At 66.5% G+C, this 21,668-nt stretch carries 16 protein-coding genes; 10 read left to right on the top strand and 6 right to left on the bottom strand.

Annotated elements, in window-relative coordinates:
• The first annotated feature begins 9 nt into the window (after positions 1-9).
• Both AC3ANU_RS12885 and rpsA read left to right on the top strand, forming a co-directional pair.
• A complete protein-coding gene (locus AC3ANU_RS12885) occupies positions 10-1,308 on the top strand; it encodes a GNAT family N-acetyltransferase (RefSeq protein WP_488314639.1) in 1,299 nt (432 codons plus the stop codon).
• Positions 1,309-1,585: 277 nt separating this feature from the next.
• On the top strand, positions 1,586-3,061 hold the full coding sequence (gene rpsA, locus AC3ANU_RS12880; RefSeq protein ID WP_018770974.1) for a 30S ribosomal protein S1: 1,476 nt from the start codon (positions 1,586-1,588) through the stop codon (positions 3,059-3,061).
• A 126-nt stretch (positions 3,062-3,187) separates the two neighbouring features.
• On the opposite strand, the gene AC3ANU_RS12875 is transcribed toward rpsA, so the two are convergent.
• Positions 3,188-3,688 (bottom strand): GNAT family N-acetyltransferase, encoded by a 501-nt coding sequence (locus AC3ANU_RS12875; protein WP_488314638.1) that lies wholly within the window; start codon positions 3,686-3,688, stop codon positions 3,188-3,190.
• Entirely contained in the window at positions 3,672-4,361 is a 690-nt protein-coding gene (locus AC3ANU_RS12870; RefSeq protein WP_018771999.1) for an IMPACT family protein, read from the bottom strand. Before AC3ANU_RS12870 ends, AC3ANU_RS12875 begins: the two co-directional genes overlap by 17 nt.
• Before the next feature lie 88 nt (positions 4,362-4,449).
• Between AC3ANU_RS12870 and coaE the strand changes: the two genes are divergently transcribed.
• Positions 4,450-5,664: a dephospho-CoA kinase gene (gene coaE / locus AC3ANU_RS12865; protein WP_488314637.1), complete on the top strand. Its 1,215-nt coding sequence runs from the start codon at positions 4,450-4,452 to the stop codon at positions 5,662-5,664.
• 80 nt (positions 5,665-5,744) lie between these two features.
• On the top strand, positions 5,745-7,844 hold the full coding sequence (gene uvrB / locus AC3ANU_RS12860) for an excinuclease ABC subunit UvrB (RefSeq protein WP_018771997.1): 2,100 nt from the start codon (positions 5,745-5,747) through the stop codon (positions 7,842-7,844).
• 97 nt (positions 7,845-7,941) lie between these two features.
• Here uvrB and AC3ANU_RS12855 read toward each other — a convergent pair whose 3' ends face one another.
• Positions 7,942-9,267 (bottom strand): ABC transporter substrate-binding protein, encoded by a 1,326-nt coding sequence (locus tag AC3ANU_RS12855; RefSeq protein ID WP_026266194.1) that lies wholly within the window; start codon positions 9,265-9,267, stop codon positions 7,942-7,944.
• A 337-nt stretch (positions 9,268-9,604) separates the two neighbouring features.
• Between AC3ANU_RS12855 and AC3ANU_RS12850 the strand changes: the two genes are divergently transcribed.
• Positions 9,605-10,633, top strand: a complete 1,029-nt coding sequence (locus tag AC3ANU_RS12850) for a TerC family protein (RefSeq protein WP_018771995.1) — start codon at positions 9,605-9,607, stop codon at positions 10,631-10,633.
• A gap of 128 nt (positions 10,634-10,761) precedes the next feature.
• Positions 10,762-12,168 carry an MFS transporter gene (locus AC3ANU_RS12845; protein WP_488314636.1) on the top strand — a complete coding sequence of 469 codons (1,407 nt, stop codon included), beginning with the start codon at positions 10,762-10,764 and terminating at the stop codon, positions 12,166-12,168.
• On the opposite strand, the gene AC3ANU_RS12840 is transcribed toward AC3ANU_RS12845, so the two are convergent.
• The 3 genes from AC3ANU_RS12840 to AC3ANU_RS12830 all read right to left on the bottom strand — a co-directional run bounded on the left by AC3ANU_RS12840 (position 12,154) and on the right by AC3ANU_RS12830 (position 16,623).
• A complete protein-coding gene (locus tag AC3ANU_RS12840; RefSeq protein ID WP_488315975.1) occupies positions 12,154-13,449 on the bottom strand; it encodes an alpha/beta fold hydrolase in 1,296 nt (431 codons plus the stop codon). The two genes, AC3ANU_RS12845 and AC3ANU_RS12840, sit on opposite strands and share 15 nt — an antisense overlap.
• 64 nt (positions 13,450-13,513) lie before the next feature.
• Positions 13,514-14,029 (bottom strand): GNAT family N-acetyltransferase, encoded by a 516-nt coding sequence (locus AC3ANU_RS12835; protein ID WP_018771992.1) that lies wholly within the window; start codon positions 14,027-14,029, stop codon positions 13,514-13,516.
• A 50-nt stretch (positions 14,030-14,079) separates the two neighbouring features.
• Complete coding sequence (locus AC3ANU_RS12830) at positions 14,080-16,623, bottom strand: DEAD/DEAH box helicase (RefSeq protein ID WP_488314635.1); 2,544 nt, start codon at positions 16,621-16,623, stop codon at positions 14,080-14,082.
• 97 nt (positions 16,624-16,720) lie between these two features.
• Between AC3ANU_RS12830 and AC3ANU_RS12825 the strand changes: the two genes are divergently transcribed.
• The 4 genes from AC3ANU_RS12825 (at position 16,721) to AC3ANU_RS12810 (ending at position 21,631) form a co-directional block, all read left to right on the top strand.
• Complete coding sequence (locus tag AC3ANU_RS12825) at positions 16,721-17,500, top strand: trans-aconitate 2-methyltransferase (RefSeq protein WP_134165367.1); 780 nt, start codon at positions 16,721-16,723, stop codon at positions 17,498-17,500.
• A gap of 140 nt (positions 17,501-17,640) precedes the next feature.
• Positions 17,641-19,446, top strand: a complete 1,806-nt coding sequence (locus AC3ANU_RS12820; protein WP_488314634.1) for an ABC transporter ATP-binding protein — start codon at positions 17,641-17,643, stop codon at positions 19,444-19,446.
• Positions 19,443-21,254 (top strand): ABC transporter ATP-binding protein, encoded by a 1,812-nt coding sequence (locus AC3ANU_RS12815; protein WP_056390226.1) that lies wholly within the window; start codon positions 19,443-19,445, stop codon positions 21,252-21,254. The genes AC3ANU_RS12820 and AC3ANU_RS12815 overlap by 4 nt, the downstream gene beginning before the upstream one ends.
• Positions 21,251-21,631, top strand: a complete 381-nt coding sequence (locus tag AC3ANU_RS12810) for a GntR family transcriptional regulator (protein ID WP_018771987.1) — start codon at positions 21,251-21,253, stop codon at positions 21,629-21,631. Before AC3ANU_RS12815 ends, AC3ANU_RS12810 begins: the two co-directional genes overlap by 4 nt.
• The last annotated feature ends 37 nt before the right edge of the window (positions 21,632-21,668 follow it).

The raw sequence follows: 21,668 nt of genomic DNA, 5'->3' as shown, positions 1-21,668 counted from the left end.
CTCAGGTGCGTGGCTGATCTGAGTGGAAACTACGAAATCCGGCGCTTTGGTGCTGTATCCAGGGGCAAAGACGGTTACGCCCAGGCGGAAACCTGGAGCCGCGCCGTATCCTTCGGCTTCCACGAATCCACCCGCACCCCGGAACACGTCGCGAAGACGCTCGAAACGTATGAGGCAGACCGGCGCGTCCTCACCGGCGCCTACCAAACGGGCCCGGTAGCGCCCTCCTCGCTGCCCGCGGACGTGCCGGTGGCCACCTTCGGCACCATGCGCAATACCCTCAACGTAGGCTTCGGGCGCCTGGTGGAAGCCCACCTGGTCACCGCCGTTACCGTCCGCACCTCGCACCGGCGGCGTGGGCTGCTGCGGCGGATGATGAGTGAGGACCTCCAGCTCGCGAAGGACGACGGGGTGGCGGTGGCGGCGCTGACCGCATCAGAGGGAACCATCTATGGCCGGTTCGGCTACGGCGTGGCCAGCTTTGAACGCACTGCCAAGGTGGACACCACTGCGCGGTTCAGCCTGCGGCACCAGGCCACCGGCACCGTGGAGGTCGCCGACCCCAAGGCCCTGCTGCAGCTGGCTCCTGAAGTCTTCGACCAGGTGCACCGGCTGACTCCGGGGTCCGTAGGCCGGCAGGACTGGTATCGGCTGCTTGCGTCGGGCGCGCTCGGCCGCGACGGCAAGGAGGACCCCGCCATCAAGGTGGCGCTCCACTACGGCCCGGGCGGCGACATTGACGGCTACGTTTCCTACAAGTTCCTCGGCTGGGGCACCGAGCCCTACACCGTGGAAGTAGTGGACCTGCTGGCCGGCAGCAACGATGCCTACCTGGAACTCTGGCAGTTCCTTGGTGCCATCGATCTGGTGGACCGCGTGTCCTGGACGGAAGCCCCGTTGGACGACCCCCTGGCCTGGGCCCTGGACGATCCCCGCTGCATCGACTCCTCGGACAGCCGGGACATGCTCTGGCTGCGCATCCTCGATGTCCCCAAGGCACTCTCCGGGCGGCATTACCCAACTGCAGGCCGCCTGGCGCTGAAAGTCCTGGACCCGCTCGGCCTCACGGCTGGAACATACGCCCTTTCGTCTGACGGCGGCCAGGCCACCGTCGAGCGCCTGCCGGAAACCGCGGAGGCGGACCTGACCCTCGATGTGTCCGCCCTGTCGTCCATCTACGTCGGCGGGGTCAGTCCGGTTACGCTGGCGGCAGCCGGCAAAATCCGGGAGCACACGGCAGGTTCGGCGTTGACGGCCATGCAGATGTTCGCCGTCGAACGGGCGACGCACTGCCTCACCCACTTCTGAGGTCGGTTGACTGCATGGGGTCCGGTCCTGGGTGAACACGCCACCGGCGTACTGCGCCTGCCCGCTTTGACCCGAATTGCGGGCAGCGACTAGAATAAACGGGCGTGTACCACGTGCACGCACTTGCGTCCCCTCGCGGGGCGCATTGAAAGCAATCCACAAAATCAGGATGACCCGGAGGATCCGTCGGATTCACCGCGAATCGCGCCTGCGTTCCATAACGCGGGCGCGCCGGTTTGCCTGACCGACTAACTATCCACAACGGAGCCCCTACTACATGACCATCACCTCCACCGAGAAGCCCGGTACCCCCGTAGTCGCCATTAACGACATCGGTACCGCTGAGGACTTCCTCGCAGCAGTCGACGCGACCATCAAGTACTTCAACGACGGAGACCTCGTCGAAGGTACCGTCGTCAAGGTCGACCGCGACGAAGTCCTGCTCGACATCGGTTACAAGACCGAAGGTGTCATCCCCTCCCGCGAGCTTTCCATCAAGCACGACGTTGACCCCGGAGACGTCGTCTCCGTTGGCGATCAGGTCGAAGCCCTGGTGCTCACCAAGGAAGACAAAGAAGGCCGCCTGATCCTCTCCAAGAAGCGCGCTCAGTACGAGCGTGCCTGGGGCGACATCGAGAAGGTCAAGGAAGAAGACGGTGTCGTCACCGGTACCGTCATCGAGGTTGTCAAGGGTGGTCTTATCCTCGACATCGGCCTGCGCGGCTTCCTGCCCGCATCCCTCGTCGAGATGCGCCGCGTGCGCGACCTGGCTCCGTACATCGGCCAGCAGATCGAAGCCAAGATCATCGAGCTGGACAAGAACCGCAACAACGTGGTCCTGTCCCGCCGTGCATGGCTGGAGCAGACCCAGTCCGAGGTCCGCTCCACCTTCCTCAACAAGCTGGAAAAGGGCCAGGTCCGTCCCGGCGTTGTTTCCTCCATCGTCAACTTCGGTGCCTTCGTGGACCTGGGCGGCGTAGACGGCCTGGTCCACGTTTCCGAGCTGTCCTGGAAGCACATCGACCACCCGTCCGAGGTTGTCGAGGTTGGCCAGGAAGTCACCGTCGAGGTCCTCGAGGTCGACCTGGACCGCGAGCGCGTCTCCCTGTCGCTCAAGGCTACGCAGGAAGACCCGTGGCAGACCTTCGCCCGCACCCACGCCCTGGGCCAGGTTGTCCCGGGTAAGGTCACCAAGCTGGTTCCGTTCGGTGCGTTCGTCCGCGTCGAAGACGGCATCGAAGGCCTGGTCCACATCTCCGAGCTGGCCGTGCGCCACGTGGAGCTGGCCGAGCAGGTTGTCTCCGTTGGCGACGAACTGTTCGTCAAGGTCATCGACATCGACCTGGAACGCCGCCGCATCTCGCTGTCCCTCAAGCAGGCCAACGAGGGCGTCGACGCCGACAGCACCGAATTCGATCCGGCTCTGTACGGCATGGCCGCAGAGTACGACGAAGAGGGCAACTACAAGTACCCCGAGGGCTTCGACCCCGAGTCCAACGAATGGCTCGAAGGCTACGAGACCCAGCGCGCCGCTTGGGAGCAGCAGTACGCTGACGCCCAGGCCCGTTGGGAAGCCCACAAGAAGCAGGTTGCCCAGCACGCTGCCGACGACGCTGCTGCCGCAACGTCCGGTGACGGCGATTCCGGCGCCACCAGCTACTCCTCCGAGCCCGCTGCCACCGACACCGGTGCCGGCACCCTGGCTTCGGACGAGGCACTTGCTGCCCTGCGCGAGAAGCTGACCGGCAACTAATTGCCGCCGGCCCGGATTCCGGGCTGACACAACGGGCCCCCGCGAAAGCGGGGGCCCGTTGTGCTTTAACGCGACAGCTGGCTGGCAGCTGCCCGACAACGCATGGGGCGTTGCGGTCAGCCGGGCCTACAGCTCGACGACGGCGAGGACCGTCCCTTCGCCGTCAGAGGTCAGTGCCGCCCCGGCTGCCGCGAGCAGCCGCTGGGCGCGGTGGTTCCCAGCCAGGGTACGCGCGGTGACGCGCCTCAGGCCGGCCCGGCGGGCCTCCGCAAGGACCAGGTCCAGGGCGGCGGCGCCGATCCCGCGCGAACGGAAGCTCCGGCCAAGCCAGATCCCGGTTTCCGCGGAAGGCACGTCGGCACCAGCGTTCCGTTTGAGGCGCACGGAGCCGGCAATCCGGCTGCCGCTGAAGACGGCCCAGGACTTTTCCGCTGCGGGGCCTCCCAACCCGGCTGCCGCAGCGTGATGGTAGCTGTAGAACCAGGCGGTGCGCTCCAGGTTCCAGCCGGGGCCGCCCAGTGGGGGAGCGACTTCATCCGGGGAGGCGTCGCGCTTGGCCAGCTGGAGCAGCTGGTCCGCTACGGCTTCATCGACGTCCACCAGGGTCACTTCAGGTGATGGCTTCATCCACCCATTCCGTTTCACCGGGCGTGAGCGTGGCAGACCCTGCCGTCAGCTGCAGGACGCGGTCAGTTGCGGCAGCTATGGCGGCTGCGTGGTCCGGCACGGCAATCCGCAGCACCGTGTGCCGGTCCTGGTAGCTGGTCTCCGCCATGACGGCGCCGGTGGCACGCAGGTCGTTCTCCAGCCGCCCTGCGGCGGCGTGCGGTACCGCCGTGGAACAGATCCGCAGCCTGCTGCGGCGGACCAGGGGCGCCAGGTCCAGGGCTGCCGAAACCGACTCGGAGTAGGCCCGGACCAGCCCACCGGCGCCGAGCAGGACGCCGCCGAAATAACGCACGACGACGGCACTGGTGTCACTGAGGTCGGTCACCCCGGGTGCGGTCTCCCTCTTCAGCAGGGCTTCGAGCATGGGGATGCCTGCAGTCCCGGCAGGTTCGCCGTCGTCGCTGGAGCGCTGGATGGTGCGGTCCGGCCCAAGGACAAACGCCGAGCAATGGTGGCGCGCGTCGTGGAATTCCCGGCGGAGGTCCGCCACCAGGTCACGGGCCGCAGCCTCCGTGCCGGCCCTCCGCAGGACCGTGATGAACCGGGAGCGCTTGATCTCGAGTTCGTGCCGGAAGTCCCGGCCGGCCGCCAGCGTGGTGTAGGTGCCTGACCGGCTGTCTTGCTCTTGCATCCGCCCCAGTCTAGGCCCACCCGCCGGCGGCCTCACCTCCCTGCTTCCAGGCGGCGGACCTGCGGCCGGGGACTAGTAGGCTGGCGGGGTGCTGAAAATCGGGCTGACGGGCGGGATCGCTTCAGGGAAATCGGTGGTGGCCGCGCGGCTGAAGGAACGTGGCGCCGTGCTGGTGGACGCAGATGCGCTGGCAGGGGAGGTGGTTGAGCCCGGCACCGAGGGCCTCGAGCGGATTGTGGGGGAGTTCGGCGCGGACATGCTCGACGGCGCCGGGCGGCTGGACCGCGCACGGCTCGGCGGGGCGGTGTTCGGCAACCAGGAGCGTCTGGCTGCGCTGAACGCCATCGTCCACCCCCTGGTACGCGCCCGCGCCGCCGCCATCACGGCAGCGGCGCAGGAAGACGCCATTGTGGTCCAGGACATCCCCCTTCTGGTGGAGACGGGGCAGGGGGCCGCCTTCCACCTGGTGCTGGTGGTGGACGCCCCGGACGAGGTGCGGATGCAACGCATGCAGGAGCAGCGCGGCATGACCGCCGAAGCGGCGCGCGCGCGGATGGCCGCCCAGGCCACCCGGGAGGCACGGCTGGCCGCTGCCGACGTCGTCCTGGACAACTCCGGCACCATCCTGCACCTGCTTGAGCAGGTAGACAGGCTCTGGGACCGGCGGCTGGTGCCGTTTGCGCGCAACCTGGCGGCCGGGACCCGCGCACCGCGGAAGGGGGGACCGGTGCTGGAGCCGCACCGGAAGGAATGGGCACGGCAGGCGGCCCGGATCGCGGCCCGGCTGGAAGCGGCTGCGCCCGGCCTCATCCTGGCCGTGGACCACATCGGCTCCACCTCCGTTCCCGGCCTGGCCGCCAAGGACGTCATCGACCTGCAAGTGGCGGTGCCGGACCTGGAAACCGCGGACAGGATCGCGCCGCTCCTGGCGGCTGCCGGCTTCCCGGCAGTACGGGGAGCCGAATCGGACACCCCGAAGCCCAACGCCCCTGATCATGCCGAATGGCAGAAGCGGTTCCACGCCAACGCGGACCCGTGCCGGGCCGTGAACGTCCATGTCCGGGCCGCCGGCTCGGCCGGGTGGCGTTACGCGCTGATGTTCCGCGACTGGCTGCGGACTGACCCCTCCGCGGTCCGGCTTTACGAAGCGCACAAGGCGGACCTGGCAGGACGCTTCGCGGACTCCGCCACCACCAGGGCCTACGCGGACGCCAAGGAGCCCTGGTTCACCGACGTTGCCTGGCCGCGCATGTCCGCCTGGGCCGAGGCAACAGGGTGGGTGCCGCCGTCGTACGCGTCCTGAGGCAGGTCCTTGGACGGGCGGCTGTTCGCCTGTAACGGACGGGACCGCCCAGTGTCGGTGCCCGGTTGTAGATTAGATCCATGAGCCTTGCGCAGGAGATCAACCGTGTTGTAGCGCCCTTTGAGGTCATCAGCGAATTCAAGCCCGCGGGCGACCAGCCGGCGGCCATCGCGGAGCTGACGGAGCGGATCAACAACGGCGAGAAGGACGTGGTGCTGCTCGGTGCCACGGGTACCGGTAAGAGCGCCACCACTGCCTGGCTCATCGAACAGGTGCAGCGCCCCACCCTGGTAATGGTGCAGAACAAGACCCTCGCCGCCCAGCTGGCCAACGAGTTCCGCGAACTCCTGCCCAATAACGCGGTGGAATACTTCGTTTCCTATTACGACTACTACCAGCCCGAAGCCTACGTCCCGCAGACGGACACGTTCATCGAAAAGGACTCCTCCATCAATGAGGAAGTCGAACGGCTGCGCCACTCCGCCACCAATGCCCTCCTGACCCGCCGTGACGTCATCGTGGTGGCCACCGTGTCCTGCATCTACGGTCTGGGAACGCCGGAGGAATACATCGCAGGGATGGTCACGCTGCGCAGGGGCCAGGAGATGAACCGGGATGCCCTGCTGCGCAAGTTCGTGTCCATGCAGTATGCCCGGAACGACATGGACTTCCACCGCGGCACGTTCCGGGTACGGGGCGACACCGTCGAGATCATCCCCATGTACGAGGAACTGGCGCTGCGGATCGAGTTCTTCGGGGATGAAGTGGAAAACATCTACACCCTCCATCCGGTGACGGGCGATGTCATCCGGGAGGAGACGGAGATGTACGTCTTCCCCGCGTCGCACTACGTGGCCGGGCCGGAGCGGATGAGCCGCGCCATCAAGACCATCGAGGCCGAGCTCGCGGAGCGGCTGGCGGTCCTGGAGGGCCAGAACAAGCTGGTGGAGGCACAGCGCCTCCGCATGCGGACCACCTACGACCTCGAAATGATGCAGCAGATGGGCTTCTGCAACGGCATCGAGAACTACTCGCGGCACATCGACGGCCGCCCCGGCGGATCTGCGCCGCACTGCCTGCTGGACTACTTCCCGGACGACTTCCTGCTGGTGGTGGATGAATCCCACGTGACCATCCCGCAGATCGGTGCCATGTACGAAGGCGACATGTCCCGGAAGCGGACCCTGGTGGACCACGGCTTCCGGCTGCCCTCCGCCATGGACAACCGGCCCCTCAAGTGGGATGAGTTCCTGGAACGGATCGGCCAGACCGTCTACCTTTCCGCCACCCCCGGCAAGTACGAACTTGGCAAGGCCGACGGCTTCGTCCAGCAGATCATCCGCCCCACCGGGCTGATCGACCCCGAAGTGATCGTCAAACCAACCAAGGGCCAGATCGATGACCTGCTGGGCGAGATCCGCACCCGGGTGGAGAAGGATGAGCGGGTCCTGGTCACTACGCTTACCAAGCGCATGGCCGAAGACCTGACGGACTACCTCCTGGGGCACGGCATCAGGGTGGAGTACCTCCACTCCGACGTTGACACGCTGCGGCGCGTTGAACTCCTGCGGGAGCTGCGCCTCGGCAGCTTCGACGTCCTGGTGGGCATCAACCTGCTCCGTGAAGGACTGGACCTGCCGGAGGTCTCCCTGGTAAGTATCCTGGACGCAGACAAGGAAGGCTTCCTGCGCTCCTCAACGTCGCTCATCCAGACCATAGGCCGTGCCGCCCGCAACGTGTCGGGCCAGGTGCACATGTACGCGGACCGGATCACTGACTCCATGGCCAACGCCATCGACGAAACCAACCGGCGGCGCGCCATCCAGGTGGCCTACAACAAGGAACACGGCGTTGACCCGCAACCGCTGCGCAAGAAGATCGCGGACATCACGGACCAGCTGGCCCGCGAGGACGCCGACACCCAGGAACTGCTGAACAACAACCGGCTGGCCAAGGGTGCCAAGCGCAGCAAGTCGGGCGCCAAGGGCGCAGCGCAGGTGCGTGCGGACGGGCTGGCCGCTGCACCGGCCGAGGACCTGGTGGGCCTGATCGAGCAGCTGACGGAACAGATGCACGGCGCTGCGGCTGAACTGCAGTTCGAGGTGGCGGCCCGCATCCGCGACGAAGTCAGCGACCTGAAGAAGGAGCTGCGGCAGATGCAGGCGGCCGGCCACGCCTAGGCGCTGCTTTTCCAGGCAGCCGCAGCCATGACCGGAAACGGCGGGCACCCACCCCGGGTGCCCGCCGTCGCGCTTTCTCTGCTGTGGTGCTGTTGCCTTACTTCCTGGCGGAGTCGATCATTCCCTTAGCTTCCTGCATCAGGCCCTTCGCAGCATCCGAAGGGGATTTCCGGTCGAACAGGACATCAGTGCTGTACCGCTGGATAAGCGCCTGGACGCCGGAGGAACCGGTGGGAGGTACCGGCGGACCGCTCTTCAGGTCCGGCTTGATGTCCTTCAGGAACGCGGCAGCGGCCTTGTCCGCAGGGGTCAGCAGCGGGTCGATCGCCGTCTGGACCTCGGAGTTGGTGGGGAAGCCGCGTTCAGTCAGGATGGTCTTGGCCGCATCCAGGTTGTTGAGCATGTAGTTGACCACTTCTGCGGCTTCCTTGGGGTGCTTGCTGCGCGAGGAAACTGACCAGAACATGGACGGTTTGTAGGACATGCCGTTGTCTTTGGCGCTGCCGGTGGAGCTGGGTGCCCGCAGGATCTTCACCTCGGTCTTCAGTGCGGACTGGAGCGCATTCACCTGGTTGGTCCACCACCACGACATGGCCGTCTTGCCGGTGGCGAACAGGGTTTGTTCCACGGGGGCGCTGATGTCCTCGGTGGCAATGTTGGCCGGTGGGGCGGCGCCCTTGTTACGCAGGTTCAACACGTTCTGGAAGAAGGACGCTGCCGTGCCCTCGTCAAAGCCGAGGCCGCCATCCGCCGAGTACAGCGACTCGCCGTGCTGCATGGCCCAGGTGTTCAGGTCGGAGTCGGTCAGGGAGTAGGAGCTGCCGTAGTTGGTCTGGCCGGCCTTGCCCGCAGCCGCCGCGATCTGGGCGGCGGTCCGGGCGTAGTCGTCCCAGGTCCAGGTTTTGTCATCCGGGATGGGAACCCCGTAGTCCTGGAACATCTTGGTGTTGATCATCACGGCCTTGGCGTTCTGCCCGGTGCTCAGGCCGTACTGCTTGCCGCTCACCTGGCCGGACTTCAGGGCGTCCTGGTCAATCTTGGACGTGTCGACGTTGCCCTGCTTGGACAGGTCCAGCAGCGCGCCCCGGCCGCCGTACTCGGCGATGTATGCCTGGTCCATCTGGATCACGTCCGGTGAATCGTTGGCGGCCGTGGTGGTGGCCAGCTTGTCCCAGTAGCTGCTCCACACCCCGGGCTCAGCCTTGACGGTGATGTTGGGATGCGAAGCCTGGAATGCATCGATCACCTGCTGCGTCTGCTTGTTCCGCAGGTCGTTGCCCCACCAGGTGAAGCGGATGGTGACGTTTCCGCCGTCGCCCGACGATGAAGAGGGGGAGGACGAACAGCCGCTGGCCAGCATGGCCAGCGCGGCGGCGGTGGCAAGGGCCTTGGCCACCACGCCAGTGCGATGAGGAGTCTTCATTGACCAACCTTGATTTTCTGGGAATGACGCCGGGACGCCGGGTCGAAGCGAGAAACCGCTTTCCCGCCTGGACGTGATTATTGCAAGCGTGCCGGCGGCCGTCAACGGTTTGGGGGAAAACGTTATCCAGCGACGTGCGCCCGCGTCCCGGGGCGCGCCGGTCAGCCCCCTGGGGTACAGTTAATGGCACGTAGGGGAGTATCCCAAGCGCTACGATCGTCAACACGCAGGGCACAGTTGCCCTGCCGGGCGTAGCGGGCCGCCGCATCAGCACCAAGTGCACAGGCAGGCCGGAGAGACTTACACCATTTTTGTGTACCCTGCGAAAGGCTTCCCTGTGCTTGATTTGCCTGTTTGGTTCGAGGTCGGCTCATTTGTCGTCCTTGGCCTGATTCTCCTGATCGATCTCCTCCTGGTGGTCCGGCGGCCGCACGAGCCGTCCATGAAGGAAGCCGGTCTGTGGGTAGCCTTCTATGTCAGCCTCGCCCTGGCCTTTGCCGGTGCCATGTTCGCTTTCACGGGTGCCGAGTTCGGCAGCCAGTTCGTGGCCGGCTGGGTCACCGAATACAGCCTCAGCATCGACAACCTGTTCGTGTTCATCATCATCATGGCCAGGTTCTCCGTGCCCCGGAAGTACCAGCAGGAAGTGCTGATGGTGGGCATCATCATCGCGCTGGTCCTGCGAGGCATCTTCATCATGCTGGGCGCCATCGTCATCGAACAGTTCAGCTGGGTGTTCTACATCTTTGGCGCATTCCTGCTGTGGACGGCCTGGAAGCAGGCCCAGGACGAGGGCGAAGAGGAAGAAGACCGGGAAAACCCGCTGATTGCCAGGATCCGCAAGGTCATCCCCATGTCCGAGAAGTTCGACGGGGGCAAGCTGCGGACCACGGTGAACGGCAAGAAGGTGTTCACCCCCATGGTGATCGTCTTCATCACCATCGGCCTCACGGACCTGCTGTTCGCGGTTGACTCCATTCCCGCCATCTTCGGCCTGACCCAGAGCCCTTTCATTGTCTTCACGGCCAACCTTTTCGCCCTCATGGGACTGCGGCAGCTGTACTTCCTGCTCGGTGGCCTGATGAACCGGCTCATCTACCTGAAGCACGCACTGTCCTTCATCCTCGCGTTCATCGGCGTCAAGCTGGTCCTGCACGCCATGCACGTGAACGAGCTGCCCTTCATCAACGGTGGACACCACATCGAATGGGCGCCGGAGATTCCCACGTTCGTCTCCCTTGCCGTCATTGTGGGCACCATCATCATCGCCGTGGTCGCCAGCCTGGTCAGCTCCAAGGCGCAGGCTGCCAAGATGGATCCCCGGCTTGAGGAAGACGTCCGCAGGAGCCACAGCGACGTCGACTAGGCGCCCCCGCCCGCTCCAATCCGCCGGATCCCGGCCGCACGCGCGGCCGGGATCCGGCATTTAACCCTTCCTGAGGCAGCGGGCAAAAACCCCTGTGGCGTGCGCCGCGCCGGGACTATGCTCTGAACATGGCCCGCACACTTGTGATGGAGCAGGACGTGCGCCACGTGCAGCGGCGCACTGTTGTGCTCTTGAGCGTGGCCCAGGTATTCAGTGGACTTGGGACGGGATCAACCGTCTCCATAGGCTCAATCCTGGCCGTGGAACTCTCCGGTTCCAGCGCCTGGGCGGGTGCCGTTGCCACGGTGATGACCCTCGGGGCCGCGGCCGCGGCACTGCCGCTGGCATCGCTGGCGGAACGGCGCGGACGCCGGGCCGGGCAGGTGGCCGGTCTCTCGGCCGCTTTGGCAGGCGCCGTGCTGATGGTGCTGGCCGTTGTCTCCGGCCTCTTCGTCCTGCTGCTGCTTGGATCGGCAGGCATAGGGGTGGGCACGGCCGCGAGCCTGCAGGCAAGGTTTGCCGCCGTCGATCTCGCTCCTGCCGAACACCGCGGGCGGGCGCTGTCCACCGTGGTCTGGGCCGTGACTGTCGGCGCCGTTGCCGGACCCAACCTGATCCAGCCGGGCACAGCCGTGGGGGCAGCATTGGGCCTGCCTCCGGTTGCTGGTCCTTTTGTGATTTCCGGGGCCGGGCTCCTCATTGCCACTGTAATCCTGTTCGCAGGCCTTCGCCCCGACCCCTTGCTGCTGGCACGCCAACGTGCGGCCGCCGGCCCTGGTGGAGCCTTTCCGCCGTCAGCGGCAGCGCGAACCGGGGTCGCTGCTGCCGCCCCCTCGCAAGCCCCTCCCATGGACGCCCCACCCACTGTCTCCGCGGCCGCCGCAGCTGCCTCCCCGGGTTCGCTCAGCCGGGGGCTTCGTGCCATCCGTGGATCGCGGACAGCACTGCTGGCGGTGACGGGCGTCGTGGCAGCCCACGCGGTGATGGTCGGCGTGATGTCGATGACGCCGCTGCACCTCCAGCACCTCGTGGAGGGACCCGGTCCGCACGCCGGGCACGTTGCCGAGGGGGACGTGCTGGTCATCATAGGCTTCACCATCTCACTTCACATCGCCGGGATGTTTGCGCTCTCCCCGGTCATGGGCTGGCTGACCGACAGGGCGGGCAGGATGGAGACCATCATGATCGGCTTCACGCTGCTGATCGCGGCGGTGGCCGTTGCCGGGTTCGGCCAGTCCTCAACCGCCGCGGTGGCCACCGGGCTGGTCCTGCTGGGCATGGGCTGGTCTGCGGCCACGATTTCCGGCTCCACGCTCCTGGCGGAAAGCGTGGGGCAGGAAGCCCGGGTGGCGGTCCAGGGTGTCTCCGACATGCTGATGGGGGCCGCGGGGGCTCTGGGCGGCGCGGTGTCGGGACTTGTCCTGGGTGTTGCCGGCTACCTGGGCCTGAACCTTCTGGGCGGGACCATCGGGGCGGCCGTCCTGGCCGCAGCGGTGGCCACGCGCCTGTCACACCGCCGGTCAGCGGGCGCCTGACCGCACCATGCCCAGCAAGCGGGCAAAAATCCGCTCACCGTCGTCGGCGATTCCGTCGTGATGGAAGTCCGCCGTCTCCCAGACCTGCAGCCCGCGCACCGCAGCGGCGGTCCGCAGCGAAAGCTCCCGGTCCACGTAGATGTCGTCCGAGTAGACTGCCGCAGCCACGGGAACAGTATTGCGGGCCAGTACCCGCGCGTCGTACAGCGGCTTCCAGTCCTGTTTGCCGGCCAGCAGTTCCGCCACTTCCCGCAGTGGCCGGAGGGCAGGGTCCTGCTCGAAGTACCACGGATACACCATCTCCCCCGTGAGCAGCAGCGGGTCGGCATCCGGCCGGAACCAGGGGTTTTCGCCGAGCATCCGCCACGCTGACCAATCGGTGGCCTGCCCCTGGCCATAGATGGATTCGTGCATCAGCGCGTACAGCGGGTTGGACCGGCGGGAGATGACGCCTTGGAGCTGCTCCAGGAACGCGTCGGACAGGCGCGGTCCGGCCGCCGTGTCCACAAAGGCGTCCTCGAGCAGGTAGTGGAGGCTGTCCACGCGCGTGTTGCCGCCCAGGAACGCCCCCGCCATCTGGAACCGCTCCACGGTGAGGGGGCCGCCGTCGGGCAGGAACTCCGGCGTGGAGCGCAGGTGGCGGGCAATCCGCTCCACAACGTTCCTGTCCTCGGGATACCAGCGGAAGTACTCGTCGTTGCGGGCCGCCACCCGCTGGTACGTGGCCCGGTACACGTCGTCCGCGGAACCGGTGAGCGGGGCAAGGCCGCCCGTGACCATCACCTCGCGCAGACCTTCGGGCGCGAAGGACAGGTACGTGAGCGCACAGAATCCCCCATAGCTCTGGCCGTAAATTGTCCACGGCGGTGATTCCAGCGCGTGGCGGATCACCTCAGCGTCCGCCACGATCGAGTCCGCCCTGAAGTGCTCAAGGTAGGCCGCCTGCTCCGCAGGGCTTCCGCGCCCGGGCAGGGTAATCCGGTCAATGGGCGAGGAGAGGCCCGTGCCGCGCTGGTCAAGCATCAGGATGCGGAAGTCCTGCGCCGCGGCTTTGCTCCAGCCACCCAGGGAACCCCACCTGTTGCCGCGGCCGCCCGGGCCCCCCTGCAGGAAGAGGAGCCACGGCAGCCGCGCGGCGGCTTCTTCGCTGTGCGCAGCAGACACGTACTCCCGGGCGAAAACCGTGATGGTTTCGCCGCGAGGCTGGCCGCCGGCCACGGCATGATCCTCCGAAGCAAAATGGTCCAGCGGGACTGTGAAGTAGTGCTCCACCGTGCGCATGCCACGGAATTCATGCCGGGCCTTGACGTCATGCCCGACGGCGGTCGCCTGGACCCGGCGCGCGTCAGCCACGGGCAGAAGCGGGAAGGGAGTCGCGGGACGTGGCCCGGCCGAACCGGTCCAGTGATTCGCCGGTCAGCCTGAAGGTGGACCAGCCGTCCATGGGGCGCGCACCCAGGCGGCGGTAAAAGTTGATGGAGGGCTCGTTCCAGTCCAACACGCTCCATTCCACCCGTGCGTAGCCATTCTCGACCGCGATCGCCGCAAGGTGCTGCAGCAGCGCCTTGCCGTGGCCTTCGCCCCGGGCTTCAGGGCTGACGTAAAGGTCCTCCAGGTAGATCCCGTGAACGCCCTCCCAGGTGGAGTAGTTCAGGAACCACAGCGCGAAGCCCTGCACCTCGCCCGCCGCGTTTTCGGCCATGGCCGCGAATACGCGGGGGTTGTCGCCGAAGAGCACCTGTTCCAGGCGCTCGGGCGTGTTCCGGACGGCGTCGGGTTCCTTCTCGTAATGGGCCAGTTCATGGATCATTCGGAGGATGGCGGGCACGTCGTGGCGGGTTGCGGGGCGGATTGCACTCATTCTCCGAGCTTACCGCCGGCGCCGGGACGGCTGCCCCGGCCAGGTCGGTGTCAGAGCCGGTTAACCTCCGTCACCTTGACCACCGCTGTCCCGGTGGCATCCGAGCCCGCAAGATCCACCTCGGCGGAGATCCCCCAGTCGTGGTTGCCCGCCGGGTCATCGAAGATCTGGCGCACCTTCCACGTTCCGGGTTCCTCGGTGATCATGAGCAGGCCTGGACCGCGGGCGTCGGGCCCGGTCCCGATGTCATCGTGTTCGTCGAAGTAGTCGTCCAGCGCGTCTTCCCAGCGTTCGGCACCCCACCCGGAACCGCCGTCGAGCTCGCCCAACGCCGTCGCGTCCTCGTCAGCGAACAGTTCCACCCGCCGGAACATCTCGTTGCGCACCATCACCCGGAAGGCGCGGATGTTGGAGGTGAGCGACGGCGGCGGGGGAGGCGGCGCGTCATGCGGCGTCGGCGCCGCCCCGGAGGCCAGCTCCTCCCATTCGTCCAGGAGGCTGGAGTCCACCTGCCGCACCAGCTCACCCAGCCAGGCGGTCAGGTCCTCCAGGTCCTCGCGAAGCATGTCCTGCGGAACAGTCTGGCGCAACGCCTTGAAGGCATCGGCAAGGTACCGCAGCACGATTCCTTCGGACCGGGCCAGGCCGTAGAACTGGACGAATTCGCCAAAGTTCATCGCCCGCTGGTACATGTCGCGGACTACCGACTTGGGTGCAAGCTCAAAGTCGCCCACCCACGGCGCGGCCTTCCGGTAGACCTCGAACGCCTCGCCCAGGATCTCCGCGAGCGGTTGGGGGTAGGTGACCTCGTCCAGCATGGCCATCCGCTGGTCGTAGTCGATGCCCTCAGCCTTCATGGCGGCCACCGCTTCGCCGCGCGCCTTCTTCTGCTGCGCCGACAGTATCTGCCGCGGTTTCTCCAGGGTCGCCTCGATCACGGACACCACGTCCAGGGCGTACGACGGCGACTCCGGGTCAAGGAGCTCCAGTGCGGCAAGCGCAAAGGGGGAGAGCGGCTGGTTCAGCGCGAAGTTCGGCTGCAGATGGACGGTCAGCCGGACGGAACGGCCATCGGGGCCTTGCTCCTCCGGCGGGATGCGTTCGATCACTTCGGCGGCCAGCAGTTCCCGGTAAATGCCCAGGGCCTTCTTCATCAGCCGCAGCTGGGAAGCGCGCGGCTCGTGGTTTTCGGTGAGCAGCCGCCGGGCCGCCGCGAACGGGTCGCCGGGCCGCTCCATCAGGTTCATCAACATGGCGTGCGTTACCGTGAAGCTGGACGTCAGCGGGTCCGGTACCGATTCCACCAACCGCTTGAACGTGGGCTCACCCCAGGAGACGAAACCCTCGGGCGGCTTTTTCTTCACCACCTGGCGCAGCTTCTTCTGGTCATCGCCGAACTTGGCGGTGGCCTTGGCCATCGCCTTGACGTTCTCAGTCACGTGCTCGGGTGCCTGCACCACCACTGTCCCGGCGGTGTCGTAGCCCGCACGGCCTGCCCTGCCCGCAATCTGGTGGAACTCACGCGGGTTGAGCAGCCGGGTGCGGACGCCGTCGTACTTGCTCAAAGCCGTGAGCAGCACCGTCCGGATGGGGACGTTGATGCCCACGCCCAGGGTGTCCGTGCCGCAAATGACCTTCAGCAGCCCCGCCTGCGCCAGCTGCTCCACCAGCCGCCGGTACTTGGGCAGCATCCCGGCGTGGTGCACACCGATCCCATGGCGGACCAGGCGGTTCAGCGTCTTCCCAAAGCCCGCGGCAAACCGGAAGTTGGCGATCAGCTCCGCGATTTTGTCCTTTTCCTCCCGGGTGCACACGTTGATGCTCATCAGGTTCTGGGCACGGTCGATCGCTTCGAGCTGGCTGAAGTGCACCACATAGACGGGCACCTGCCGGGTGGACAACAACTCCTCCAGCGTCTCGTGGACGGGTGTCTGGTGGTAGTAGTAGTGCAGCGGAATGGGCCGTTCGGCGGAACTGACGGTGGTGGTCGCACGTCCGGTCAGCGCCGTGAGCCCCTCCTCGAACCGGGTGACATCGCCCAGGGTGGCGGACATCAGCAGGAACTGGGCCTGCGGAAGCTCCATGAGGGGGACCTGCCAGGCCCAGCCGCGCTGCGGGTCGGAGTAGAAGTGGAACTCGTCCATGATCACCGCACCGAGTTCGGCTGCGGCGCCTTCCCGGAGCGCGATGTTGGCCAGGATCTCGGCGGTGCAGCAGATGATGGGAGCATCCTGGTTCACCCCGGAGTCGCCGGTGATCATGCCCACGTTCTCTGCTCCGAAGATGTCGCAGAGCGCGAAGAATTTCTCGGACACCAGGGCTTTGATCGGTGCCGTGTAATAGCTTCGGCGGCCCTGGGCCATGGCCTGGAAGTGCGCCGCAATGGCCACCAGGGACTTCCCTGACCCGGTGGGCGTGGCCAGGATGACGTTCGCCCCGGTTGCCAGCTCCATGATGGCCTCGTCCTGTGCCGGGTACAGCGACAGGCCCCGGCTTTCCGTCCACTCCACGAACCGGGTGTAAAGGGCGTCGGGGTCGACGGCGGCGGATGGGGCGGGGGCGGGCAGATCGATCAGCTGGTCAACGAGTTTCATTGACTTCAACCTTAGTGCCACGTTGCGGCCGGATCCGGAGTCCCTGGCGGGTTAGGCTACGCCTTGCCCGTGTGCGCGTCAGAAGCTGGAGAGATTCATGAAGTGGGACCCCGCCAAGTATGTCCAGTTCGGCGACTACCGGAACCGGCCGTTCTTCGATCTCACGGCCCGGATCCATGCCGACCGGCCCAAGCGCGTGGTCGACCTGGGCTGCGGGCCAGGGAACCTGACGGCAACCCTGGCTGACCGCTGGCCGGGCGCCCGGGTCCTGGGCCTGGATTCCTCCGCGGACATGCTGGCAAAGGCGTCGGCACTGGCGGAGGAGAAGCCCTCCCTTCGCTTTGAGCAGGCCGGCATCGAGGGCTGGATGCCCAGTCCGGAGACGGACGTTGTGGTCAGCAACGCCGCCCTGCAGTGGGTTCCGGGCCACCAGGACATGATGCGCAAGTGGCTGGAAGTGCTCCGGCCGGGGGCCTGGTTCGCCCTGCAGGTACCCGGAAATTTCAACGCCCCCTCGCACTCCCTGATGCGGGACATCGCGGGGTCGGACCGCTGGGCTGCAAAGCTGGACGGTGTGCTGCGGGGCGGGGAGGCCGTGGGGGAGCCGGAGGAATACCTGCGGATCCTGCTCGACGCCGGCTGCGCGGCGGATGCGTGGGAAACCACCTACCTGCAGGTCCTGCCGGGGCCGGACCCCGTGCTGGAATGGGTCCGGGGCACGGCACTGCGGCCTGTGATGGCCGCCCTGGGCGAGGAGGACGCCAGGAGTTTCGAGACCGAGTACGCGGCCTCTTTGCGGGACGCCTACCCCCGCGGGGTCCACGGCACCGTTTTGCCTTTCCGCCGCATCTTCGCAGTGGGCCGCAAAGCCGGCTAACCGGTACCCGGCCCACGGGTTTTCCACGCCCGTCACAGGCTGTGACAGCAGTGAAAAGTGATCTGGCTTACAATGGCGACTGTGGTTTAGGGGTCAAGCCGCTGGCCCCCTCTTCGGCCCATGCATTTACAGGGGGTATTTTGCTGGTCGGACTCGTGAAGCGGCAGCTTGCCGGTCAATACGCGTATGTATGGGCGATCGTTTTCCTTCAGCTGATCCAGGCGGCGGCAAACCTGCTGCTGCCCACCGTGAACGCCGCCATTATCGATGACGGGATTGTCGCAGGGGAGCCGGGGGTGGTCTCGCGCCTTGGCGTGCTCATGGCCGTCATTGCCGTGGTGCAGGCAGCGTCCGCCATTGCTGCCGGCTACCTTGGGGCGGTGGTGGCCATGAGGATCGGGCACCGCCTGCGGGCCGAGGTTTTCACCCGGATCCAGTCCCTGTCCTCCCAGGACGTGGCCCTGTTCGGAACACAGAGCCTGACCATCCGCGCCACCAACGATGTCCAGCAGATCCAGGCCTTCGCGGTGCTTGTCTTCACCATGCTCTTTGCCGGGCCCGCCATGGGCGTAGGCGGCATCGTCCTGGCCGTGCAGCAGGATGTTGCGCTGTCCCTGGTGGTGATCGTCATCGTGCCCCTGCTCCTGCTGATCATGTACCTGATTGTCAGGCGGCTGATTCCGCTCTACCGTGAGGGCCAGGACCTGCTGGACCGGTCCGGCGGGATTCTTCGCGAGCAGATCATCGGGGTGGATGTCATCCGCGCCTTTGTCCGCCAGGGCCATGAGGTCCGGCGGTTTGCGGAAACCAACGCCGGCCTCACCGCCAACAACCTGCAGTCCGCGCTCCTGGTGGCGGGGATGCTGCCCATCATCATGCTGGTGGTCAATACCAGCTCGGTTGCGGTGGTGTGGTTCGGCGGGCACCGGATCCAGGCAGGCCAGATGAACCTTGGGGCGCTCACGGCGTTCATCGCCTACATCATGCAGATACTGCTGGCGATCATGATGTCCATGTACGTGCTCATGACGGCGCCGCGGGCGGCAGTCTGCGCGGAACGCATCCAGGCGGTCCTTGACACCGAGCCGTCCGTCGGCGATCCGGGCAATCACACTGCGGCCAGTGACCGAGCGGCCAGCGACAAGGCAGCCAGTGACAAGGCAGCCGCGCCTCCGCCGCCCGGCGCCGTGCTGCCGGGGCGGCAGGCAACGCTGGCGTTCCACGATGTTGCCTTCTCTTATCCGGGAGCAGAAGCGCCCGTGCTCGCGGACATCAGTTTCACGGCAGCTCCCGGTACCACCACAGCAATCGTGGGCTCCACCGGAAGCGGCAAGACCACGCTGCTGAACCTGATCCCGCGTTTCCTGGACCCCACCCACGGCCGCATCACCCTTGCAGGCCACGACATCCGCCACCTGCCCCTGGACCAACTCCGCGCTGCCATGGCTATCGTGCCCCAGCACTCCCACCTTTTTACGGGAACCATCGCAGACAACCTGCGGATGGCGGACCCCGACGCCACGGACCAGGAACTGTGGGCTGTCCTGGAGGCTGCCCAGACCATGCGTTTCATGCGCGACCTCCCGCTTGGACTTGCCACCCCCGTCGGCCAGGGCGGCGCCAGCCTGTCGGGCGGCCAGCGGCAAAGGCTCTGCATCGCCAGGGCCCTCCTGCGCAAAGCGCCCCTCTACCTCTTTGACGACAGCTTCTCCGCGCTGGACTATGACACCGACACCAGGCTGCGGCGCGCACTTGACCAGGCGCTCGCCGCCGCAACGGTCATCATCGTGGCCGAGCGCATTTCCGCGGTCGAAGACGCGGATCTCATCCTGGTGCTCGACGACGGCCGGCTGGTTGCGCAGGGAACGCACAGGGAGCTGCTGGAAACGTCCGCCACCTACCGGGAAATCGCAGACTCCCAGCTCGCGCTGGACGGCACACTGTGACGGCGGTGGAGGAATCCGCGGAATCGGCGCACAGGTTCTGGCCGACCGCCCGCAGGCTCCTTGGCCTGCTGCGCCCGTTCCGGCTGCAGATGCTGGGGGCCGTGGCGGCAACGTGCGCCTTCGCAGGGGTCAACGTTGCCGCCCCCAAGTATCTGGGCGACGCCACGGACATGGTGGTGCAGGGCATCTTCCAGGGAAGCCTGGACCAGCGCCTCGGAGTCCTGCTGGCAGCCGTGGCCTTGATGTATGTTTTCGCTTCCCTCTTCAACTGGATCCAGGGCGCTCTGACGGCACGTGCGGTGCAGGGACTTATGTATGGCCTGCGAGCAGCGCTTGAGGACAAGCTGCACCGGCTCCCCTCCACGTATTTCCGGGAACGCTCCCGCGGGGATGTCCTGAGCCGGGCCACCAACGACATCGACAACATTGCCCAGGCCCTGAACCAGGTTCTGACCCAGCTCATCGTGTCCGTCCTGATGCTGTGCGGGTCGCTGGCCATGATGCTGTGGATCTCGCCGCTGCTCGCGGCCATTGCCATTGCCAGCGTCCCCGTTTCCACCTGGATCACCGTCCTGGTGGCCCGGCGGTCCCAGGAGCATTTCGCCAGGCAATGGAAGGAGACCGGCGAACTCAACGCGCACGTGGAGGAATTCATTAGCGGGCATGAAGTCATCAAGGCCTTTGGCCGGCAGGCGCAGGCCACGGAGGTCTTCAGCCGCAGCAACGGCCGCCTGGCCCGGGCGGCAGCCAAAGCCCAGTACTCAGCCGGTGTGGTCCAGCCGCTGATGGTGCTGATGTCCAACCTCAATTACATTGCTGTCGCAGTGGTGGGTGCGCTGCAGGTCATCGCAGGCGCCATGACCATCGGCGGCGTCCAGGCCTTCATCCAATTCAGCCGGCTGTTCACCCAGCCGGTGGGGCAAATCGGCGGCCTGCTCAACGTTATTCAGTCCTGCGCAGCCTCGGCGGCAAGGGTTTTCGTGCTCCTCGATGCCGGGGAAGACCTCCAGGAACCGGCCGGCGCAGCGGCCGGCGCTCCCGCCGCCGGCCGCATCGTCTTCCATGACGTCACCTTCAGCTATCCCGGTTCCGTTCCGGCGGTCAGCAACCTCACCTTCACGGTGGAACCGGGCCAGGCGGTGGCCATCGTGGGGCACACGGGCGCGGGCAAGAGCACCGTGGTGAACCTGCTGATGCGGTTCCTGGAACCTTCGTCCGGCAGGATCACCATGGGCGGAAGGGACATCGCGGAAATTCCCCGCGACCAGCTGCGGGGCAGGTTCGGCGTGGTGCTCCAGGATTCCTGGCTTTTTGCCGGGACCATCCGGGAAAACATCGCCTACGGGCTGCCAGGCGCTGCGGATGCGGCCATAGTTGCCGCCGCGGAGGCAACGCACGCGGACCGTTTCATCAGGTCCCTGCCGCGCGGCTACGACACAGTCCTGGAGAACGGCGGCGAGCAGCTTAGCCAGGGGCAGCGGCAGCTCATCACCATCGCCAGGGCGCAGCTCGCCGGGCGCAGTGTGCTGGTCCTGGATGAGGCCACAAGTTCGGTCGATTCCAGGACGGAGGTGCTCATCCGCCAGGCGATGCAGCGGCTGCGCCAGGGGCGGACCAGTTTCGTGATTGCCCACCGTTTGTCCACCATCCGGAACGCTGATCTAATTCTCGTCATGGACCATGGACGGATCGTCGAGCAGGGCACGCATGACAGCCTCCTTGCCGCCAACAGCTACTACGCCCGGCTGTACAACGCACAGTTCGCCGAACGCGACGGCCGTGCGGGCATCCTGGAGGGCGGCCTGTGAGCGCCGCAGGCGACTTCCCGGGATCCTGGCGCCCCAACCCGGCCAGCAGCGTGGCGCTGTTCGAGCAACTCCGGCTTCAGGTCATCCATCTGGCGGACAGCGGCGCGTTGGCGCCGGGCACCAGGCTGCCTGCCGTGCGGGCCCTGGCGGAGAAGCTCGACGTCGCCCCGCACACCGTGGCCCGGGCGTACAAGGAACTGGAGGCCGCCGGGATCGTCACCACCCGTGGCCGGAACGGTACGGTGGTTGCCGCGCGTGACGAGCGCCTGGGCGGCCTGTCCGCCGCAGCCGCCGCATACGCCGCCGTCGCCAAATCCCAAGGGGCCAGCTTTGCCGAGGCCGTGAAAATCCTGGCGGCCGCCTACGATGTTCCCTGACGGCGGAACCGCGAGTGTTCGAAAAAGTTTTCGATTA

Source organism: Arthrobacter sp. SDR-2R (assembly GCF_057747955.1).
Note: the sequence above shows the minus strand (reverse complement) of the source record. Positions and strands in the feature narration are given on the sequence as shown.